The sequence below is a fragment of the Massilia aquatica genome, from assembly GCF_011682045.1.
GTDB classification, from domain to species: domain Bacteria; phylum Pseudomonadota; class Gammaproteobacteria; order Burkholderiales; family Burkholderiaceae_D; genus Telluria_A; species Telluria_A aquatica.
In genome coordinates, this window is the sequence record NZ_VVIW01000008.1 from 128,042 (window position 1) to 147,331 (window position 19,290).

The window sequence follows — 19,290 nt, forward strand, 5'->3', positions numbered from 1 at the left end:
TTGTTTATGTGAATATATCGTCGCTCCAGTTCGCTCAACCCCTCTTGCCGAGTTCCACCATGCCAACGACTGCCGCCAGCATCACCCGCGCCGAGCGCGCTACTCAAAACCGCCACCGGGGCGCCGTGCTGTGGCTGACCGGCCTGTCCGGGGCCGGCAAGTCGACCGTGGCCCAGGCGCTGGCGCGGCGCCTGTTCGAGATGGACTGCCGCAGCTACGTGCTCGACGGCGACCAGCTGCGCACCGGCCTGTGCGCCGACCTCGGTTTTTCGGACGCCGCCCGCAGCGAAAACATCCGCCGCGCCGGCGAACTGGCGGCCCTGTTCGCCGATGCCGGCATGATCGTCATCTGCGCCTTCATCTCGCCCTTCGGCGCCGACCGCGCCCGCGCAAAGGCCCTGGTGCCGGACGGCGCTTTTCTGGAAATCTATTGTCAGTGCCCGCTGGCGGTGTGCGAAGAGCGCGACGTCAAAGGCCTGTACCGGCGCGCGCGCGACGGCCAGCTGGCCCAGTTCACCGGCATTTCCTCGCCCTACGAGGCGCCCGCCGCGCCCGACCTGGCGCTCGACACCGCCAGCGGCTCGGTCGACGACGCGCTGGCGGCGCTGCTTGTGCTGCTGCGCGAGCGGCGCATTGTCCATCAGGCGTAGGCGGCGGCCGGATCGAGCTTGCGCGCGTGCGCCACCGCATACACGAAGTCGCCCGCATCGGTGTACATGTCGTCAATCGCCAGCAAGGCGGCCAGCAGGCCGTCGTCGCGCTCCTCGTCCAGGTTGGCCAACATATCGTTCAGCGCCAGCATGTAGACGATGCCGCCGGCCGGCACGATGGCCGCATTCGGAAACACCGCCCGCAAGCTCGGCAGGATGTTGGCGCTGTCGATGCACTCGCTCGGATCGGCCTCGCGCATGCCGGCGATGGTCGGACGGCTCCTGCGCGCAGGTAGCAGGCGCCCCGGCTGGTGCGGATCGTCCAGGTAGCGCGCCGGCAGTATCCGGCGCACGCGCTCGGCCAGGTCGAGCTGGTGATCGCTCCACTGCATGTAGCTCGGCGCCACGCACTCGTGCATGTAGAACAGGCCGCCGGTGCCCAGCACGCGCCGGCTCCACGCGACCGCGTCCAGGGTCGGGTTCATATGGTGCAGGGCGTCGCGCCAGTAGACCAGGTCGTACTGCCCGGGCGTGACATTGGCAAAGGCGTCGGTGCTGCTGACCGAGACGCGCATGCTCAAGCCCAGGGCTGCGGCGCGCGCATGGATCGCCGCCACCCGGCTGGGGGCGATTTCGTACAGGTCGAAGTGCTCGACCACGCCGGCGCGCAGCAGTTCGAGCTCGTGGTAGGCGGTGCCGCAGCCGACCGAAATGGCGCGCCCGAACGCGGCCCCGCCATTCTGCGCGCGCAGCAGGGCCAGGTCGCCGCCCGCAGTGCCGTCGCTTTCTTCGCCCGCGATGCGGCGGTTGATGTGGCGCACGATGGCTCTCGATTGCCACCAGCGCGTGCGCAGCGGCAAAGGCGGCGGCGCGTTCCAGTGCGCGGCGGTTTGTTGCGCATCATTCATGCGACGCCTCCTGGCGCGATGCCTCCAGCGCGCCCAGCAAGGTGCCGACCAGCGGCGGCTGCGGCGTCATCACCACCGACAGGCTGCAACCGGCGCCGAGCCGGGCGCGCACGCTCGCCGGCAAGGCTGGATGAAATTGCGGATCGCTGCCGGTGGTCAGCAGCAGGGTGGCGCCGTCGACCTCGCAGAAGCGCACGGCGCGCCAGTCCTGGCCGGCGTGCGCATCGGCGTCCCAGCGCCACATCAGCGCGCCCTTGGGGCTGATCAGTTCCAGCGAGGCCAGGCGCAGCGCCAGGATGCCGTCGGCCGGGTCGAAGCGCAGGCGCTCGATGCCGGCCACGCCCGCTGGAAAGGTGAAGTGCAGCACCTGCACGCTGCCATCGAGCACGATCGGCAGGGTCAGCGCCAGTTCTTCGCAGAAGTCCTCGTCCGGCCCGCGCCAGAACAGCTGGCACGCCATGCGCGGCGCGGGTGGGGGGGCGCTCTGGAAGCGCAGCGGCGCCGGCGCGGCGGGGGCGGCGAACAGGTCGGCGATCTTGCCGGATGCGGTTTTTTGGAGGAACTGGTGGTAGCTCATCAAACCGGTGTACGAGGCGCGCTGGGCGTCGAATTGCTGGTAGGTGAGGTCGGCCTCGACCGGATAGTCCAGCACCAGTCCGTTGTTCCAGACCAGGCCGCAGCCGAAATCTTCGTCCACCGTGAACGCCAGTCCCGGATTGTAATGGCGCAGCAGGGCAAACGCCTTGTAGGTTTCGCCGACCCAGGCGCCGGGACAGCGCTTGACGCTGGTGATCGCCTCTTTCTCTGGATTGCAGTCGTGCACGATCAGGATCCCGCCCGGATTGAGCAGGGCCGGCAGGGCGCGCGCCACCAGGTCGACCTCGGGGCGCACATGCACCGGGTCGTACAAGATGATGTCGAAGCCTTGCCCGGCATGCCGTTCCAGCAGTTGCGGCAGGGTCAGGATGTCGCCGGTACCGAATTTTTCCACCGTTTGCAGCAGGCGCTCGGTGACCGGGCCGTCGAGATAGGCGTGTTCGGGGATGAATGCGAGGGTCTTGCTCTCGCAGACGACCTCGGAAAAGCACTTGCCGCCGTCGAGCTTGTTGTATTCGAGATAGCGCTTGAAGCCGAACTGGCGCACCAGGCGGTTGATCACGTCAGCCTTGCCGATGCGCGCGCGCGTTTCCGGGCCAACTTGATCGGGTGTGGGCAGCGCCAGCGGCGGCATGCCGAAAAACTGGCGCCGCTCGCGCACCAGGCGCTCGAAATACACCCAGCTATGCTCGGGTGTGATCAACGGCGGGGTGGCCAGGCTCCAGTCGTCGGCGTAGCCGAGGGCGGCCATCAAGGGGTCGAGCAGCGGCCGGTAATGCGCGACGTCGTCCCTGGTGAACCAGTGGCGCCAGTCGCCGGTGCCCTTGGTGCGCGCCACGCGCTGGTAGGTGGGGTCGATTTTGGCGTCGGGTCGCACCGTCATGCCGAGGTAGGCCGACAGGGCGTCGAGCCGGCCGGCCACCATGTCTTCGTAACGCAGAATGAACCAGTTGCCGGCATGCGCTTGCGCGAACGCCGCCAGCGCCTGGTTGGTCGCGCAGACCAGGTTCAGGAGGGCGGACGGGGGTCTTAATTGCGGGAACTCCTGCAAATCGACCGATGCCGGCTCTTTTTGCTTGCGCTGCAAAAGCTGCGCAATGGTGCGCAGCCAGCCTGGGTCGTCCATCTGGACCCGGTGCGTGGCGACCGCGTACAGCAGGTGGCTGATGAGATTATCGCGCGGGTCGCGTACCAGCAGGATGCGGCGGTCAAACTTTGCGCCGAAGGCGGCAATATCGTCCGGGCGCTCGTCTTCGAACAGCACCTTGGCCGCCGTGTGGGGCGCGGGTGTCTGCAGGCCGGCAATGGGGTCTTCGAAATGGATCACCGGTTCGCCGCCCATGGCTTGCGCCACCGCGTACACCAGCGCCGTGGTGCCGGTCTTGCCGGCGCCGACGATCAGGCAGCGCATTGCGCTTCTGTCTGGATCATGGATGTCATTCCTTGGAAGACGTCGCGCGGGTGCAGCCAGCGCACGCAGGAAAATCCGGCCGTCACGGCCAGCAGTTGGTCGAGAAAGCGCCAGGTTCCATCAAGCATCACGCGATGGTGGCTGAGCACGCCGATCGGTTCGCGCAGCTGGCCGTTGCGGCGCATCTGCAAGATCGCCACCAGCCGCTCGACCAGCGCCGCCGGCTCGCGCACGCCGGCGCCGTTGCGCCAGTCGACGATGTCGAGATGGGTATCGACCCGCACCAGCCCCGCCACCGGCGCGTGCGGCTCGGCAAGGTATTGCGACACGCCGCCCAGGCCAAGGGCCGGCAGGCGCGCCGCCAGCGCCGGCGAGAGCTTGTTCCAGGGCGGCACCATGACCGGCATGAAGCGCTCGCCGAACAGCGCGCGCATGCGTTCGCCGCCGCGCGCCAGGTCGGCTTCGGCGTCGTGCGCATCGCGCTCAGGGCCGAATTCGCTGTTGGGCTGGCCCGCCCCGGCGTGGTTGATGTGGCCCCAGCCGTGCTGGCAAAAGACCAGGGTCGGCATGCCGCCGGCGCTGGCGCTTGCCAGTTCGGCGTCGGCCTGGGCCGGGATCACCGCCACCAGCACCGGCGCGTCGTGCCGCTGCGAGAGCGCGGCCAGGCGGCGCAGGGCGGGGCTGTCGGCGACCAGGTCGTCGTCGCGCCACCAGAAGCTGCATTCGCGCTGTTCGGCTTGCCAGACGGCCAGTTCGGTGCGCAGCGCCGCGAACGGGTCCTCGACCACGCTGGCCGCCACCGCGCCGGGTCCGTGCCACGCTTGCAGCCAGGGCAGCCAGCGCGCCGCGTCGGCAGGATCGCGCAGCAGCAGGGTGGCGCGCTGGCGCGCGCCGCCGCCCGGTTCGGCCACGTCCATGGCGATCACCGAGCACGGCGCGCAGTTCAGGGCCAGCAGTGCGCCGATGGCGCCGCCGTCGCCATCGAGATACACCACGCCGCGCGCCGACAGGTTGTCGAGCGCGTCGATGGCACCGGCCCGATCGGCGAGGGCCAGATCGGCCGGGGTGGCGCGGCCGGCGAACCAGCGTTCATCGAGCCCGTGCGGGCCTGGCGCAGGGGCCAGCGTGCGCTGCGCCAGCAAGCCATGCGGCAGCGCCTGGAACACGCTGCGCATCACCCTTTGGGGCGGCGTGCTGGCGCACAGCGGACACGCTTCGCCCGCCTCCAGGTGCATGCCGGTCCCGCACAGATTGCATTGCGCATCCGTGCGCTGAAAGGTGGGCGCCGGGTGGCGGTTCATGGCAGCGTTTCCTCCACGATGACGAGGGTCGGGTCCCACGCCAGCAGCCAGGCGCGCATGCGGGCGATATCGGCCGGGTCTTTGGCGAACAGGTGGGCCACGTCGATGGCGCCGGTTACCGGGTCGGTCCCTTGCACGGCCAGCATGCCCATGCCCTTGGCGGCGCAGCCGAAGCGCTGGTAGACGTCGCGCCCGTAGCGGTGCAGGTTGGCGTAGCGGTCGACCGGGACGGCGAAATCCTCGGTCACGGCGCGCGTGTGGGCGCCGCCGAAGCCGATGTGCAGCAGCCCGCGCGGCGACAGGATGCGGTGCAGTTCGTCGAACGCGGCCAGGTCGCGCGGAATGCATTCGAGCACGTGGCTGACCGTGATGTAGTCGTAGCTGGCGTCCGGACGGTCGATCGCCTGGATGTCGAGGCTGCCTTCGCCTTCGTACACCGACACTTCATGGCTGCGGAACCAGGCCGGGTTGTGCGCCTGGTCGGGGCTGAATTGCAGGCTGCGGCGCCAGTCGAGAAAGCCGACCGGCAGCGCCTGGAACATCTGGCGCACCACGCGCTGGCGTTCGAGCGCGCCGCATTGGCGGCAGCAGGGCGGCGCGCCGGTGCTGGCCAGGCGGCCGGCCGGACCGGGACCGAAGTCGCCGCCGCCGCAGATGTTGCAGGCGGGCGGCGCCGGTTCCTGCACGGCTTTGCGGCGGCGCAGCACGAACCAGTCCTGGAATTCGTCCTTGCCGGGGTCGCGCAGCCAGCTGCCGCGCTGGAAGTCTTCCACTTCCCAGCCTTCTGCGGCGAACAGGCGGTGCAGGAAGCCGATGTGGTAGGCGATCACGTGCAGTGGTTCGGCCGGGTTGTGGATGAAGGCGTGTTCGGAAATCTGCTCGGTCAGGTGGTAGCGCACGTTCGGATGCTGGCTGGCCAGCGAAAAGTCGTCCGGCAGGCTGAAAAAGGTGCAGATCCACTTGCCGTCCTCGCGCAGCAGCGCGCCGACGCGGCGCAGGTACTGGCGAATATCGTCCTCGTACATGTGCGTAAACACCGAGAACGCGGTCGCGCAATCGAAGCTGGCTTCGGGAAACGGCAGGCTCAGGTCTTCGAACGGCAGGCCGCCCGGATTGTAGCGGGCGTTATGGACGTTGAGGAACGCGAAGCGGTAGCGCCCCGCGTCTTGCGGGCCGGCGAAGTTGGCGTTGAGCCAGTCGATCTGGCGCGACAGGATATCGAAGCCCTGGTAGCGGCCCTTGAAGCCGGCGCGCCGCAGTCCGTACGCCAGGCGCCCGTAGCCGCAGCCGACGTCGAGCAGGTCGGCGGTCAGGCTGGCCTTGCGCGTCAGGATGTTGCCGCACAGGTGGTCGCAGATCGGCAAAAAATCCGCTTCACTCTCGGCCATGAAGCGCAGGTTGGCCGGCGGCAGCAGCACGTCGTTGGTATCGGCGTTCAGGACGGCGCTCATGCTGCCTCCCCGGCGACCGAAGGCTGCGGTGCGGAGACCGTATCCGGTGCCACCCGTGCGACGACCTGCAAGATCTCGTCGACCCGGTGCTGGAAGGTATGTTGGGAGATGATCAGTTCACGCAAGCGCTTGCCTCCTTTGTCAGTGTTTGTTTTGCCGCGCTGTAGCTTGGCAACGCCGGCAGCCAGGTCGTCCGGCGTGCTGTAGTAATGTACCGCATCGCCGAACAGTGCGCGGCACGCTTGCATCTCGTCGCTGACGATGGTCGCGCCGCAGGCGCCGGCGTCGAACAGGCGGTTCGAGACGAATCCCTGGTCGCGCATGTCGCTCCAGTGGTCGTTGAGCACCACCTTGGCGCCTGAATAGTAATGCCGCAGGCGCTCGTTGGGAATATATGTCTGGCGCACCATCTGCGGCGGCAGGATGCCTTCCCACATGCCGCCGTAGACGCTGAAATCGACGCCGCCGGCCAGCGCGTACTGCACCACCTCGCGCAGCTGGCCGCGCGAATTGCCGACGAAAACCACCTCCGGCACTTCCAGTTCCTGGTCCAGCTCCGGATAGAACAGGGCCGGGTCGGTGCATTGCAGCAGCGGGCTGACCTGGTCGCCCATGCGCTCGCCCAGCCAGGCCGCAAAGCTGGTCGAGGCCACGAAGGCGTGGTCGTATTGCTGCAGCTCGGTCACGGTCACGTCGTCCGGATGGCTGATCAGCCAGGCCAGGTTGATGGCGGTCGGCTGCGGCTGGTATTGGGACAGCCCGCGCAGCACGATCACCACGTCGTCGGCGGCGGTGAGGCCGCAGTACCAGTCGGGCAGGATGTCGATGCGCGCCACATGCCCGCGTTTTTCCAGCGCGCGCTTGATGCCGAGCGCGAAGTGCCAGTCGCCCCATTGCTCGCGCTGGTCCATGGCCGGCACGCCGATCTTGATCGCAAAGCGCAGGGTGTGCGCGAGCAGGCCGCGCAGGCCGTCGCGGAAGGTGGCGGCGCGCACGTCGTAGGTGTGCTTCTCCAGCACCTCCCGGTGCAGTTGCGCGGCGAGGGCCTCGCGCTCCTCGTCGTGGTCGAGGTAGTGGCGCAGCAGGGCTTGCAGTTGCTGCTCGTCGTCGAAGGCCGGCAGCAGGTCCGGAAACAGTTCCTCGGCGCCGCCACGGCAGTTGGTCAGCACCAGTTTGCCGGTGGCGATGGCGTCGAACACGCGCGAATTGAGCGAGTTCCAGTTGCGCGTGACCGGGTGGCTGTCGTCGAGCACGATCCTGGCGGAGTTGTAGATTGCGGGCAGGGCCGCGTACGGCACGGCGCCGCGCCAGTTGGCCTTCCAGTCGGGCCGGTCTTGCCAGCCGTGGCCGTAAATGGCGAAGCGGTAGGAATCCCGCGCCAGGTCTTGCAGGCCGATGGCCTCGCGCTCGGCGCCCCAGTAGCTGCCGGTAAAGGTGACGTCGCTGGCGTGTTCGGGCGCTGCCGGCATCGGCTTGAAGCGCGCGGCGTTGGCGGCGATCGGCAGCAGCGTGGCCTCGATGCCGGTGGCGTCGCGGATATGGGCAATGGCTTTGTGCGACGATGCAAAGATCAGCTGGTAGGCTTGCAGGTGCGGGGCGTCGAGCCACTGGTCGACCCGGTTGCGCACCCAGGCGACCGTGATCAGGCCCGGATTGGCTTCGCTGATTTTTTCGATGGCGTAATCGTGGCGCATCACCACCAGCACGTCGGTGCCGGGCAACTGGTGGGTCGGCATGGAGGCGAACATGACTTCCCAGCCGTACAGGCGGTGCAGCGCCTCGCCCAGTTCGAGCGCGGTGAAAAAGTCGCCGGCCGGGGTGCTCATCGCCGTGGCGGTCACGGCGATGGTCACGCGCAGCGGGGTCGGGCGCCACATGCTCTCGCCCTCGACCAGCGAACGCAGGATGGTGCGGGTCAACTGGCGCCCGTAGCGCTCGATGTACAGCTTGCGGTTGTTCGCATGCAGCTTGGCCGAGTACATTTTCTGGTGCGTGCCGGCGCGGATCTTGGAGTCGCGCGTGGCGCTGCGGTTGTGCAGCGCCACGGCGGCGGTATCGCACAGGACCGCCTTGCCGAGTTTGAGGCGCAGCGCCAGGCACAGGTCGACATCTTCCATGCCGTACACATAGCCTTCGTAAAAGCCGCCCACGGCCGCAAATTCGTCGGCGCGGCACATCAGCAGGGCGGCGGTGGCCACCGGCAGGTCGTAGCAGCCGGCCAGCTCGGCGTGCGCCTGTTCGCCCACTTCCATCGGCGCGTAATAGCGCTGGCCCTTGCCGGCCAGGGTGTCGACCTTGAACTGCACGCCCTGGTGATGGGTCACGTAGCGCCAGGCGTCGGCGCCGGTGGCGAGCGGCTCGAGCAGCTTGAGGCCCACCGCGCCGACCTGCGGATCGTCGAGGTGCTCACGCATGGTCGCCAGGCAGTCGTGCAGCATGACCAGGTCGTTGTTGGCGAACACCAGGTAGCGCCCGCGCGCCAGGGTGGCGCCATGGTTGTTGGAGGCCGCGAACGAAAAATTGACGCCGCGCGCCAGGATGCGCAGGGGCAGGCGTTCCGCGTATTCGGCCGCCACGGCCAGGCTGTCGTCGACCGAGCCGTGGTCGACCAGCAGCAGTTCATAGTCGTGCAGCCAGTCCACGCGCAGCATGGAGTCGAGCAGGTCGCGCAGGATATTGGCGCCGTTCCAGTTCAGGACGATGATCGAGATCAGCGGCACGCCTGGTTCGGCCAGCGGCGCCGGCAGGCGCGCGCGCTTGCCCTGCCAAAGATGCGGCGGTGCGCGGTGGGTGTAGTGGCCGTCCGGCAGCGGCGCGATCTGGCGCCCGGCATGGTCGACCAGCGGGAAGCGCAGGCTGTCGTTCTCGATCTTGATGGCTAAGTTGCCTTCGACGATCACCGCCCTGATCTTGCGCTGCGCGCCGTTCATCAGGTGCGCCGGGAACCTGACCAGGAAGGCGTGGTGGCCATGGCGGTTGTCGCCGCGCAGGCGCGCGCTGAAGCGGTTGGCCTGGGTCACGGCCAGCAGTTCGTCGTCGACATACACGGCCACGTGCACCGGCAGCACCGGGTTCTTGCGGTCCCAGGCCCAGCCCATGATCATGCCGGTGTTGAGCTGCTCGACATGGCCGTGATAGCGCTCGGCCGGGTCGATCTTCGCCAGTTGCTCGGACTTGAGCACGAGCGGCACGTCGTGTTCGAGCCGGAAATTGAGCGGCATGCCGTCCACGCGCACGCTGATGCGGCGCGCCTGCCCGTCGTACAGCGCCACCGGGAACAGCAGTTCGAAACCGTGATTGCCTTCGGTCTGGAGCTGCTTGTTGACGTCCGGCCGGAGAAGCTGGGCCTGGCTCTGGCAAAGCAGCTGCTCGCCGTCGTACAGGCCGACCGTGAGGACCTGGTTGGTGTCGCGCGTGTCGAGCGCCCAGCCGTGCAGGCCGTTGTCGCCCACCTTGTCGACCCGGCCCACCACCGGATGGCGCCACGCCAGCGACAGCGCGCCGCCCTGGGTGCGCAGGCGGTAGCGCGTGCCGTGCAGGTTGATGGCGATGGCGTGCTCGGCGCCGTCGTACAGGCTCAATGGCAGCTCGAACTTGAAGTCGAAGGCCGCGCCGTGTTCGGCGCCGGCGCCGGCCGGCATCTGGCCCAGGCTGCGCGGGCCGTCGTCGACGCGCAGTCCGGTCGCGCCCCCGGGCACCCGCAGCGGATCGATCCAGCCGTACAGGATGCCGTTGCGGACGTGGTAGTTGCCGGCATCGACAGGCGTGAACACGCTCAGTTCGCGCGGCAGGGCCAGCTGGGCGTTCAGTTCAGGCACGCGCAGGGTCAACTGGTGCAGCTGGCCGTCGAACAGCGCGTCCGGCACCGCCAGCATGAATGTCTGGCCGGCCGCCTGCGTGGAGAGCAGCTGGCCGTCGGCATACAGTTCGACAGTGAGGCATTGGCCGGGCAGGGCGCCGTGCAGGGTGCCGCCGATGCCGGCCGCTTCCACCTGGTCGAGCGCGATGCCACCGGTGGCATGGTGCACCAGCGCCGCGCCGCCGTCTTGCGCGGGCGCGCGCGCCAGCTTGATGCCGGTGTCGAACACCCAGGCTTCGAGCGTGTCGAGCGCGACCTGCGGCATGTGGCGCGGCAGCGGCCAGTGAAAGCCGAAGCCGCCGGCATCGTCGCGCTCGACGCTGCAAGTGGTAAAGCCGATCGGTTTGCCGCCGGCGCGAAATTCCAGCGCCAGTTGCTCCTGCGGGCAATTGAGGTCCAGGCACCAGCCGCTGATGCCGTCAGGGCCGATGCGCTCGATCAGGCCACGGATGGCGCGTCCGGCCAGTGCGCCGTTGCCGGCGTGATCGTTCGATACCGCGTTGCTGCTGACATCCATGCTGTCTCCTGAATCGATAGAGGGAGTTGGAAAGACGGTTGCGGCTAGCTGGCCCCCAGCCATTGGCGCTGGCGCGCAAGGCACTGCGCCAGGTCGGTCTCGGGGAGGTGGCGTGGTTCGCGCGCACCCTGCGCGCCGGCCGCGCAGCGTTCGGCCAGGGCGCCGGCAAAGGCGGCGGCATCGAAAAACGGTACGGTCGGCACGTCCAGGCGCGCGGCGAATTCAAGCACCGGCGCGGTGGCCGAGGCGATCACCGGCAGGCCGGAAATGGCCGCTTCGAGGAACGACCATGACAGCACGAACGGCACGCTCCAGTAGGCGTGCACGCGGCTGATGCTGAGCAGGTCCAGGTACTGCGCCGGCGCCAGCTGGCCGCTGAAATGCACGCGCTCAAGATCAATGCTGTCGCCCAGTTCCGCCAGCAGGTGTTCCTTCCAGCTGGCGCCGCCCGGCGCCGCGTGGCCGTAGCCGCCGGTTTCGCCGCCGGCCACGATGACATGCGCCTGCGGGCGCCGTCGCAGCAGTTCGGGCAGGGCGCGCATGAATACCTGGAAGCCGCGTGTCGGTTCCAGGTGGCGCGCCACGTAGCTGACCACCTCGTCGCCGGGCTGGAAGCTGCGGGTGTCGCCGACGGCCACCGGCAGCGCCAGGCGCGCATCGGGATTGAAGCGCAGCCGTTCGCTGTCGATGCCGTCGTGGATCACCGTGATTTTGTCACGCGCCCAGGCCGGGTAGGTGCTGCGCTGCCAGTGCGTCGGCGAGACGGCGGCGTCGGCCAGCTCCATGCTGAGCAGGTTGGTGCTGTTGCGCAGCCTCAGACGCCAGCGCTCGGGCAGGCTCAGGGGCGGCAGGGACGGATCGAAGCCGACGTCCTGGCCTTCCGGCGCGTAATAGTATTCGCAGTAGATCAGCAGGCGCGCGCGCGGGAACACGTCCTTGATGAACAGTGCTTCGCCCCAGCCCGGATGGGCATAGATCAGGTCCGGCGTAAAACCGTCGCGCTGGAGCTGCAGGGCCGCGGCGGCGCAGGCTTCGGCGCAGCGCACATGGGTTTCCTGTTCCGCCAGCAGCGGATGGACATCGGCCCCCGGCGCGCGCAGCAGCTGGTAGCGGCGCAGGGTAACGCCGGGCGGCGCGGCGCGCTTCTCCATGCACAGCGCCACCACCTGGTGGCCGGGACGCTGCGCCAGGTCGGCCGCCAGGTGCAGGAACTGGGCCGGGAAATTCTGGTGAATGAACAGGATCTTCATTGCATCACCGCTGCCAGTTGGTCCAGCACCGCCGCATCGGTGGCGCTCATGCAGGCCAGCGCCCACAGGTCCCAGCGGGTGCCCTCGTGCACGCGCGCTTCGGCAAAGCCGGCGCCGAGCAGGTGGCGGCCCAGGGTGGCGGCGGTAAAGCCGGTGCGGTGCGCCATGTGGCGGTGGCCGGCGGCCAGCGCGGCCTGGTGCCCGAACAGCATGTCGAGCGGGCTGATGGCGCCGGCGGCGGACTGGTACAGCGGAGCGTCGAGCTGGCCGGCGGCGATGTGCACGGCGATGGCGCGCAGGTCGGGCAGGGTAATGAGCGCATAGCCGTCCGGGCGCAGCACGCGGCGGAACTCGGCCAGCGCGCGCGGCACCTCGAAGGCGTCGAGGTGTTCCAGGTTGTGGGCGGAGTAGACCGCGTCGACGCTGGCGTCGGCCAGCATCGACAGGTCGCAGATGCTGGCGACGATGTCGGGTTCGACGCCGGGGTCGATGTCGAGCCGGATTTCCTCCCAGTGCGGGCCGTGCCAGCAGGCCGGCAGTGCGCGTCCATTGCGCGCGCCGCAGCCGACGTGCAGCAGGCGCCGCACGCGCTGGCTGGCGATCGCGTCAGGTGGTGGGGGCAGGCATGGCGCCGCTGCGCTGCTCATCGGGCGCCGCTGTGGGCGTACTGGAACGGCGCGGCCGATGGCGGCGCGCCCAGCCAGGCGCTGAACCAGTAACGGGCGTCGAAGGCGGGGCCGATGCGGACGGTGTCGATGTCGACCGGCAGTTCGTCGCCTTCGCACAGCAGCACCACGGCGCAGGCGCCGATGGCCAGCAGGCTGGTGTCGTCCAGCAGCGCTTCGCCATGGCGGGTGGCAACCGGCAGGGCGTCGACCACGCCGGTCGCCCACAGCAGTTCGCTCATTTCGCCGATGACCAGCAGGCGCACGCTTTGCTTGGCGCGGGCGGCCACCAGGCGCGCCAGGGCCAGCACTTGCGCCGCCTGGGGCGAGCCGAGGCGGTGACGCCAGACCGCGATGCGGGTGCACGACGAGGCCGGCGCCTGCGCGAAGCCGGGCGACGCCGGCTGGGCGGCGGAAACGATGGCGGCGCCGGGGTCGGGACCGGCGCGCTGCGCCAGGGCGGCGCGCGCCGCCGCCAGCGGGTCGCTGCGCAGGAAGCGCTGGTACTCGGGGTAGTAGCCGGGATAGCGCGCCACCAGCACGGCGCGGTTCTGGTGCACGCGCAGGTGTTTTTCGGCGCCGAACGAGACGCCGCCGGCGTGCGCGACGAACACGCCGGTGGCCACGACGTGGCGGTAGCCGGCCGCGCGCGCGCGCAGGCACCAGTCGACTTCTTCGCCGTAGCCGCGTTCGAGCGCGGCGCCGTCGAGGGTGCCGATGGCGGCCAGCGCCTCGGCGCGCATCAGCATGGCGAAGCCGCAGCAGGCCGGCACTTCCACGTCCACGGTGGCGCCGGCGCGGTGCAGGCCGGCGGCGGCCTGGTCCAGCTCGCGCAGGCGGGCCGCATCGGGCACGGGGGCGGCGCGGGCGATGTCGGGAAAGCTGCTGATTTCGCCATTGTTCGACCATGGCGTCACCGATGCGATGCCGGGAGCGCGGTACAGCGCGGCGCGCAGGCGGTCGAGCCAGTCGCCCTGGACCTGCGTGTCGGCGTTGAGCAGCAACACATCGTGCCCGGCGCAGTGGCGCAGCCCGCGGTTGACGCTTTCGATGAAACCGAGGTTGTAGCGGTTGCGCAGCACCGCCACGCGCGGGTCGGCCTCGACCGTGTCGAGCCAGCTTGAGAGCGCCGCGTCGGCGCTGGCGTCGTCGATCAGCAGCAGGCGCGCCGCTACCTGGTTGGCGGGCAGGCTGGCCAGCACGCTGGCAACGCACGCGCGGGCCTGTTCGAGGCCGCGATACAGGGGCACGAGCACGGTCAGCGGCGCTTGCGGTGCCAGCGTGGCGCTGGCGCGCCTGGGCGCGGCAAACACCAGGGGCGAACCGGGCAGGGCGGCCGCGCCCGGCAAGGCCAGCGACCAGACGCCGTCCGCATGCGGCGGCGCGAAGCGAAAACGCGCGCCTTCGATCCGCACTTCGTAGTGCTCGCCGCGCTGTTCGTCTTGCAGGGTCAGGGTGGTGTTAGGCGCGGCATCGAACAGCATGCCTTCGATCTCGGTCCCGCTGCGCCAGCAGGCGCCAGCCGGGGCCAGGCCCGCCGCATGCGCGCGCGCCAGCAGGCTGGCGTGGTTGCCGGCGCGGCAGCGCTGCGGCAGCAGGACCGGCGCCAGCGAGGCTACCCGTGCCGGGTCGCCGGCGGCCAGCCAGGCAGTGAGAAGATTGTCTTGTAAGTTGGGGTCTTGCGGATCGCGGCACCAGGCGCGTTGCCACGCCGCCGCAGCCAGGTTTGATCCCAGCGATTGCAGAACGACGGCGCGCAGCAATGCCGGCGCCACCAGTTCGGGATGGCGCCGGCACAGCGCTTCCGCGCCGAGCAGGGCATCGGCCGGAAATCCGGCCTGGAATGCCTCGACGGCGCGCGACAACAGGAAGTCGTCGCGCAGGCGTGGCGAGCGCCAGGCCGATGGCAGCGCCGTGACCGGCGCGCTCGCCACCACCGTCAGACGATATTGTGGACGACGGTCACCGAGCCGACCACGACCGGCTCGACGTGGGCAGCGGTGCCGTCCAGGCTCTGGCCGGCATCGGAAACGAAGCCCGACAGCACCGACGCGCGCGAGACGCCGCTTTCCAGTACCTTGGTCCAGAACGCCAGTCCGCCGGCGTCCGGTGCGCGGTCGAAGGTGTTCTTGTACAAGGTGGTCAGGAATTGCTGGTTGTCCAGTGCCGGCAGGGCCTTGTACTCGGCCGAGTCGAGGAAGCTCTGGGCAATGCTTTCCAGCGAGACGCCGGCACGCGCGGCGTCGAGCCAGAAGTCGAGACCACCGGCGTCCGGCGTACGGCCCAGCGCGGATTGGTAGATGGTGGCCACGCCGGCTTCCTTGAAGTCCTCGGCGAAAATCAGCGCCTTGCCGCCGTCGAGCTCGACGTACTGCAGCTTGCTGATGTCGGTGGTTTTCAGGGTCGTGTTGCTGCTCACGATGGCGTGACCGTCCTTGACCGTGACCTTGTAATCGGCCGCGCTGCCCGCCAGCTTGACGATGGCGTTGCCGGTGCCGCCCACCACGGTGCTGTTGCCCAGGCCGGCAACCACGGTGTCGTTGCCGCCGCCGGTTTGCACGGTGCTGTTGCCGCTACCCAGGTTGAGCTGGGTATCGCGCGAATCGGCGATCACGAACTTGTCGGTGTTGTTGGTGCCGACCACAACGCGGTCGACCTTGTTGTCGGGCGCGGGACCGCCGATGTCCTGGAACTTGACGTCGACGCCGCCCTTGCCCTGGAACACGATCACCGGCGCATTGGTCGGTGGCGTGATGACGGTGACGAAATTGTCGGACGAGTTGACCAACAACACTTCGGCGCCAAACGGTGCGGTGACCTTGCCGTAGGTGTCGGGAGCGACCGTATCGAAGCGCACCGAATTATCGGTGGCGGCGGTGAGCCCCAGAATGCGGTCGATGGTGCCCTGGGTGAAGATCAGGGGATTGATGCCACGCAGGGTCGTGGTGGCACTCGCGCTCGGTAGTTCATACATAGGTAGTTCTCCTCTTGTCGTTGAGACGCCTGCTCAAGCCGGACCTTGCGCCCGCATGCTGCTCACGAAGCGAGCTGCTGTGCGGTGCCGTTCGACTTGAACACCTTGGTGCTGGCCGATTCCTGCCAGGGATTGCGCTGGGCGCCGACCTGCTCGTCCAATGTTGCGCTCAGGTTGACTGCCGTGAGATGTTCGAGCCCGGATGGCCCGCTCAGCGGTACGGCAGATTGCAGCGGCACCTGATAGCCGCCGCTGAAGTAAGCTGTTCCATCCAGACGCCACTGGCTGGCCTGGGGGCCGATCAGGGCGAAGGTGACAGCGATGATGCGGCGCGCTTCGCCACGGGTGCCGCAAAATTTGCCGCTCTTGACCATCGGCAGGGCGCCGCCGCCCTCGACCACGATGTTGTAGGCCAGGTCGACGCCCTCCGGGCGGTCGGGCCACATCACCTGGAAGCCTTCCAGGCGCAACAGGCTGTGCGGGTCGCCAAGCAGCTCGCCCGGCGCGGCGACCACGTCGCCCTCGCGCTCCACATGGCCGATCAGGGTGATGCCGCTGGCGCCGATCTGCATGCTGGCGGCCGCCGGCGGCGCGGCAACGATGGCCCGGGCCGATGGCGGCGGCGCACTCCTGCGCGCCGGCTGCGCAAGAGCGGGCGGGGCGGATGCGCCGGGGCGGTCGAGACCGATCTGGTCGACGCGCAGCGCCGGGACCGGGTCGCCCTGTTGTTCGAGAAATGCGGTGACCAGAAGACTGACTGGCCCCTCGCTGATGTGCACGACGATGCAGTCGCTGCCGTCGCGCAGGATGGTGTGATGGGTGTTGGGCGTGCCCAGGGTTTCCATCTTGCCGTCGCCGGGCGCGCCGGGGGCGCGTGCGATGGAAAGAGGCGCCATGCCCTGCTTGGGATGGCGCAGGATATACATGCCAGGCTGAAGTAGAACTGTGGAACCAGTAATTTCCATGCGGTACACCACCCAGAAAAAATAGATTAATGGCTAAGTTTCATATGCAAAAACTATAACGCAAAGCAAGGGTGCGCACGTCTTGAGTGCTAGCTATTTTTTTCGGGTGTTGTAAAACGGAGGAATCGATAGCGTAAGGAAGCGCACCATATGGCGTATGGCGCGCTTCTTACTGCTGAGCTGGAGAGGGCTTACTGCTGAGCTAAAAAATCCGTACTGCTGAGCTAAAAAATCCTTACTGCTGAGCTAGCGCGGCGCGTACTGCTGAGCTAACGCGCCGCCGGCTTGTCTACCAACGATAGTTGGCGGTGGCCAGCACTTCACGCCGGTCGCCCGGATAGCAATCGCCATCGCTGCAATTGCCCAGATGCTTCTTGTCGAACAGGTTGCGCGCGTTGAGCGACAGTTCCCAATGCGTGCCGATCTGATAGCCGAGGCGCGCATCGAACAAGGTCACGCCCGGTACCCAGCGCACGTTCTCGAAGTCGGGCACCTTGCTGTTATAACGCACGCCCATGCCGACTTTCATGCCCGACACCCACGCGCCCGGGATGCGCGCGTTCACCCACAGCGCCGCCTTGTGCGACGGTACCAGGCCGTTCTTGCGCCCGATCAGATTCGGCTTGGTGTCTTGCGTGACCCTGGCGTCGGTGTAGCTGTAGCTGGCGGTGGTGTCGATGCCCTGCGCCAGGCTGGCGTTCGCTTCGAGCTCGATCCCGCGCGAGCCGACTTCGCCGCGCTGCACGTTGAACCCTTCGTGCAGCGGATCGGAAGCGGCCACGTTTTGCTGGACGATGTCGAACACGGCCGCCGAGATCATGGCGTTGCTGCCGGCCGGCTCGTAGCGCACGCCGACTTCGTACTGGCGTCCGCTGGTCGGCTTGAACTTGAGGCCATCATAGGTGGCGCCGTTCTGCGGCTCGAACGAGGTGGCGTAGCCGACGTAAGGCGACACGCCGTTCGGCAGCAGCCACACGCCACCGACGCGGCCGGTGGTCTTGTTGGTGTTGACAGGACCGTCGACCCAGGCGGCGACGGCGCTTTCGCGGAAGCGGTCCTGGCGCACGCCGGCCACGATTACGAACTGCCCGTCGTACTTGGCCTGGTTTTGCACGTACAGGCCGGTCTGGCGCGTGGTCGCCACGTACTCGGCCTTGAGCAGCGGCGCGGCGAACGCGCCGCTACCGGTGGAGAGGTCGAACTGGTTGGTGGCCGTGGTGCCACGGAACGACGCGCCACTGATCTTGCTCAGGTCGACGCCGGCGATGGTGGTGTTCGACCACTTGCCGGCGTTCCACTGGTATTCCATATAGTTGTCGGTCTGGCGGCTCTCGGTGTAATCGTTGATGTGCTGCCCGCGCCGCGTCACAACGCTCTTGCTGATCAGGCCGGTGAGGAAATTGACCTGGTAGTCGAGCTTGACCTTGCCATAGCGGCTGCGGCTGTGAAAACTCAGCTTGTCGTTGATGCGGTGCTCGAACAGCACGCCGGTCGACCATTGATCGCGGTGAAAGTGATCCCAGCCTTTTTCGGCCACCGGAACGTAGTAGCCCAGCGCTTCGACGTACTTGAAAGGATAGGCGTCGCCCGCGATGCGGTCTTCCTGGTAGTTCGCCAGCACCGTCAGGGAGGTGTCGCCGTTGATCTTCCAGGTCAGCGAGGGCGCGAAGTAGCGCTCTTTCTTGGTCGAGCCCGGGGTCATCAGGTCGTATTGCTCGGTCAGGCCGACCAGGCGGTACAGCAGGGAGCCGTCCGCGTTCAAGGGGCCGGAAATGTCGCCGGCCACGCCACGCCGGGCGATGTCGCCGGCGCGCACGCGGATCTCGCCCTGCGCTTCCGCGGTCGGACGCTTGGTGATCGAATTGACGGTGCCGCCGGGGATGGCGCTGCCGAACAGCAGCGAGGCCGGGCCGCGCAGGAATTCGACGCGCTCCACGCCGTAGCTGTTCAGGCGCGGCATGGCGTAGACATTGCCGGCGTCCTTCAGGCCGTCGCGGTAGTTGCCGCCGTTGGTGCTGCCGATACCGCGCGCGATCGACCAGTCATAGCGGTCGTCGCGGCCGTAGGTGCGCGGGGTAAAGCCCGGCACGTATTCGAGCGCTTCGGCCAGGTTCGATACGCCGCGCGCGTCCAGGTTGTCGCGCGTGACGACCGAGATCGACTGCGGCATCTCGCGCGTGGCGGTGGCGGTCTTGCTGGCCGTGCTGCTTTTCTTGGCGACGTAGCCGGCCAGCGGCGCGCTCGGGCTGTCGCCTTCGGCGCGCGCGGTCACGGTAATTTCGGACAAAGCCTGGGTGCGCGCCGGCGCTGCCACGGCGGCCGTGGCGGCGACCGGCGCCTGCTTGACCAGTATATAGCCGCCATTGGCTTGCGCCACGGCCGTCAGGTTGCTGCCTTGTAAGAGCACGGCCAGGCCGTCATTCACGCTGTAGTTGCCGTTCAGGCCCGCGCTTTGCAGGCCGGCGGTGGTAGCGGTCGGAAACGACAGCAAGATGCCCGCTTCGCGACCGAAGCGGTTCAGCGCGCCTTCGAGCGGACCGGCCGGGATGGCGTAGGCCTTGCGCGCCGGGGTGGCGTCGGCGGCCAGCGCCGCGCCTGGCAGGGCGGCCGTGGCGACCAGGCCGGTGGCCAGCGCGTGGCCGATGGCCACCAGCAGCGCGCGCTGGGTGAAGCGCGTGCGCGGCAGGGGGGTGATGGAAAGGTGTTGCGCCTTGTTGCGTGACCGCATGGTTGATTCCTTGT

The 19,290-nt window shown here is 68.4% G+C and carries 12 protein-coding genes; 1 reads left to right on the forward strand and 11 read right to left on the reverse strand.

Annotation, left to right across the window (positions count from 1 at the left end; genetic code table 11):
* Positions 1-59: 59 nt before the first annotated feature.
* The gene (cysC, locus tag F1609_RS15990) at positions 60-650 is read left to right on the forward strand and encodes an adenylyl-sulfate kinase (RefSeq protein ID WP_167077397.1); all 591 of its coding nucleotides are present in this window, start codon (positions 60-62) and stop codon (positions 648-650) included.
* Here cysC and F1609_RS15995 read toward each other — a convergent pair.
* The 11 genes from F1609_RS15995 to F1609_RS16045 form a co-directional block, all read right to left on the reverse strand.
* A complete protein-coding gene (locus F1609_RS15995; protein WP_167077398.1) occupies positions 641-1,558 on the reverse strand; it encodes a methyltransferase domain-containing protein in 918 nt (305 codons plus the stop codon). The two genes, cysC and F1609_RS15995, sit on opposite strands and share 10 nt — an antisense overlap.
* Positions 1,551-3,566, reverse strand: a complete 2,016-nt coding sequence (locus F1609_RS16000) for a class I SAM-dependent methyltransferase (RefSeq protein ID WP_167077399.1) — start codon at positions 3,564-3,566, stop codon at positions 1,551-1,553. The genes F1609_RS15995 and F1609_RS16000 overlap by 8 nt, the downstream gene beginning before the upstream one ends.
* On the reverse strand, positions 3,554-4,867 hold the full coding sequence (locus F1609_RS16005) for a polysaccharide deacetylase family protein (protein WP_167077400.1): 1,314 nt from the start codon (positions 4,865-4,867) through the stop codon (positions 3,554-3,556). Before F1609_RS16005 ends, F1609_RS16000 begins: the two co-directional genes overlap by 13 nt.
* Positions 4,864-6,318 (reverse strand): class I SAM-dependent methyltransferase, encoded by a 1,455-nt coding sequence (locus tag F1609_RS16010; protein WP_167077401.1) that lies wholly within the window; start codon positions 6,316-6,318, stop codon positions 4,864-4,866. Before F1609_RS16010 ends, F1609_RS16005 begins: the two co-directional genes overlap by 4 nt.
* A complete protein-coding gene (locus tag F1609_RS16015; protein WP_167077402.1) occupies positions 6,315-10,694 on the reverse strand; it encodes a glycosyltransferase family protein in 4,380 nt (1,459 codons plus the stop codon). Before F1609_RS16015 ends, F1609_RS16010 begins: the two co-directional genes overlap by 4 nt.
* 44 nt (positions 10,695-10,738) lie before the next feature.
* Positions 10,739-11,944: a glycosyltransferase gene (locus tag F1609_RS16020; RefSeq protein ID WP_167077403.1), complete on the reverse strand. Its 1,206-nt coding sequence runs from the start codon at positions 11,942-11,944 to the stop codon at positions 10,739-10,741.
* Positions 11,941-12,591 (reverse strand): class I SAM-dependent methyltransferase, encoded by a 651-nt coding sequence (locus tag F1609_RS16025; protein ID WP_167077404.1) that lies wholly within the window; start codon positions 12,589-12,591, stop codon positions 11,941-11,943. Before F1609_RS16025 ends, F1609_RS16020 begins: the two co-directional genes overlap by 4 nt.
* Complete coding sequence (locus tag F1609_RS16030) at positions 12,588-14,543, reverse strand: glycosyltransferase family 2 protein (protein WP_167077405.1); 1,956 nt, start codon at positions 14,541-14,543, stop codon at positions 12,588-12,590. The genes F1609_RS16025 and F1609_RS16030 overlap by 4 nt, the downstream gene beginning before the upstream one ends.
* A 5-nt stretch (positions 14,544-14,548) precedes the next feature.
* The gene (locus tag F1609_RS16035; RefSeq protein ID WP_167077406.1) at positions 14,549-15,583 is read right to left on the reverse strand and encodes a DUF4214 domain-containing protein; all 1,035 of its coding nucleotides are present in this window, start codon (positions 15,581-15,583) and stop codon (positions 14,549-14,551) included.
* A 62-nt stretch (positions 15,584-15,645) separates the two neighbouring features.
* Entirely contained in the window at positions 15,646-16,509 is an 864-nt protein-coding gene (locus F1609_RS16040) for a hypothetical protein (RefSeq protein ID WP_167077407.1), read from the reverse strand.
* Between the two features lie 328 nt (positions 16,510-16,837).
* Positions 16,838-19,276: a TonB-dependent siderophore receptor gene (locus tag F1609_RS16045; RefSeq protein WP_167077408.1), complete on the reverse strand. Its 2,439-nt coding sequence runs from the start codon at positions 19,274-19,276 to the stop codon at positions 16,838-16,840.
* Positions 19,277-19,290: the final 14 nt, after the last annotated feature.

Excerpts from the sequence above, each read along its gene's own strand:
- F1609_RS16025 (WP_167077404.1), bottom strand. The coding sequence starts at position 12,591 with ATGAGCAGCGCAGCGGCGCCATGCCTGCCCCCACCACCTGACGCGATC.
- F1609_RS16005 (WP_167077400.1), bottom strand. The coding sequence starts at position 4,867 with ATGAACCGCCACCCGGCGCCCACCTTTCAGCGCACGGATGCGCAATGC.
- F1609_RS16000 (WP_167077399.1), bottom strand. The coding sequence starts at position 3,566 with ATGCGCTGCCTGATCGTCGGCGCCGGCAAGACCGGCACCACGGCGCTG.
- F1609_RS16040 (WP_167077407.1), bottom strand. The coding sequence starts at position 16,509 with ATGTATATCCTGCGCCATCCCAAGCAGGGCATGGCGCCTCTTTCCATC.
- F1609_RS16020 (WP_167077403.1), bottom strand. The coding sequence starts at position 11,944 with ATGAAGATCCTGTTCATTCACCAGAATTTCCCGGCCCAGTTCCTGCAC.
- F1609_RS16035 (WP_167077406.1), bottom strand. The coding sequence starts at position 15,583 with ATGTATGAACTACCGAGCGCGAGTGCCACCACGACCCTGCGTGGCATC.
- F1609_RS16015 (WP_167077402.1), bottom strand. The coding sequence starts at position 10,694 with ATGGATGTCAGCAGCAACGCGGTATCGAACGATCACGCCGGCAACGGC.
- F1609_RS15995 (WP_167077398.1), bottom strand. The coding sequence starts at position 1,558 with ATGAATGATGCGCAACAAACCGCCGCGCACTGGAACGCGCCGCCGCCT.
- cysC (WP_167077397.1), top strand. The coding sequence starts at position 60 with ATGCCAACGACTGCCGCCAGCATCACCCGCGCCGAGCGCGCTACTCAA.
- F1609_RS16010 (WP_167077401.1), bottom strand. The coding sequence starts at position 6,318 with ATGAGCGCCGTCCTGAACGCCGATACCAACGACGTGCTGCTGCCGCCG.
- F1609_RS16045 (WP_167077408.1), bottom strand. The coding sequence starts at position 19,276 with ATGCGGTCACGCAACAAGGCGCAACACCTTTCCATCACCCCCCTGCCG.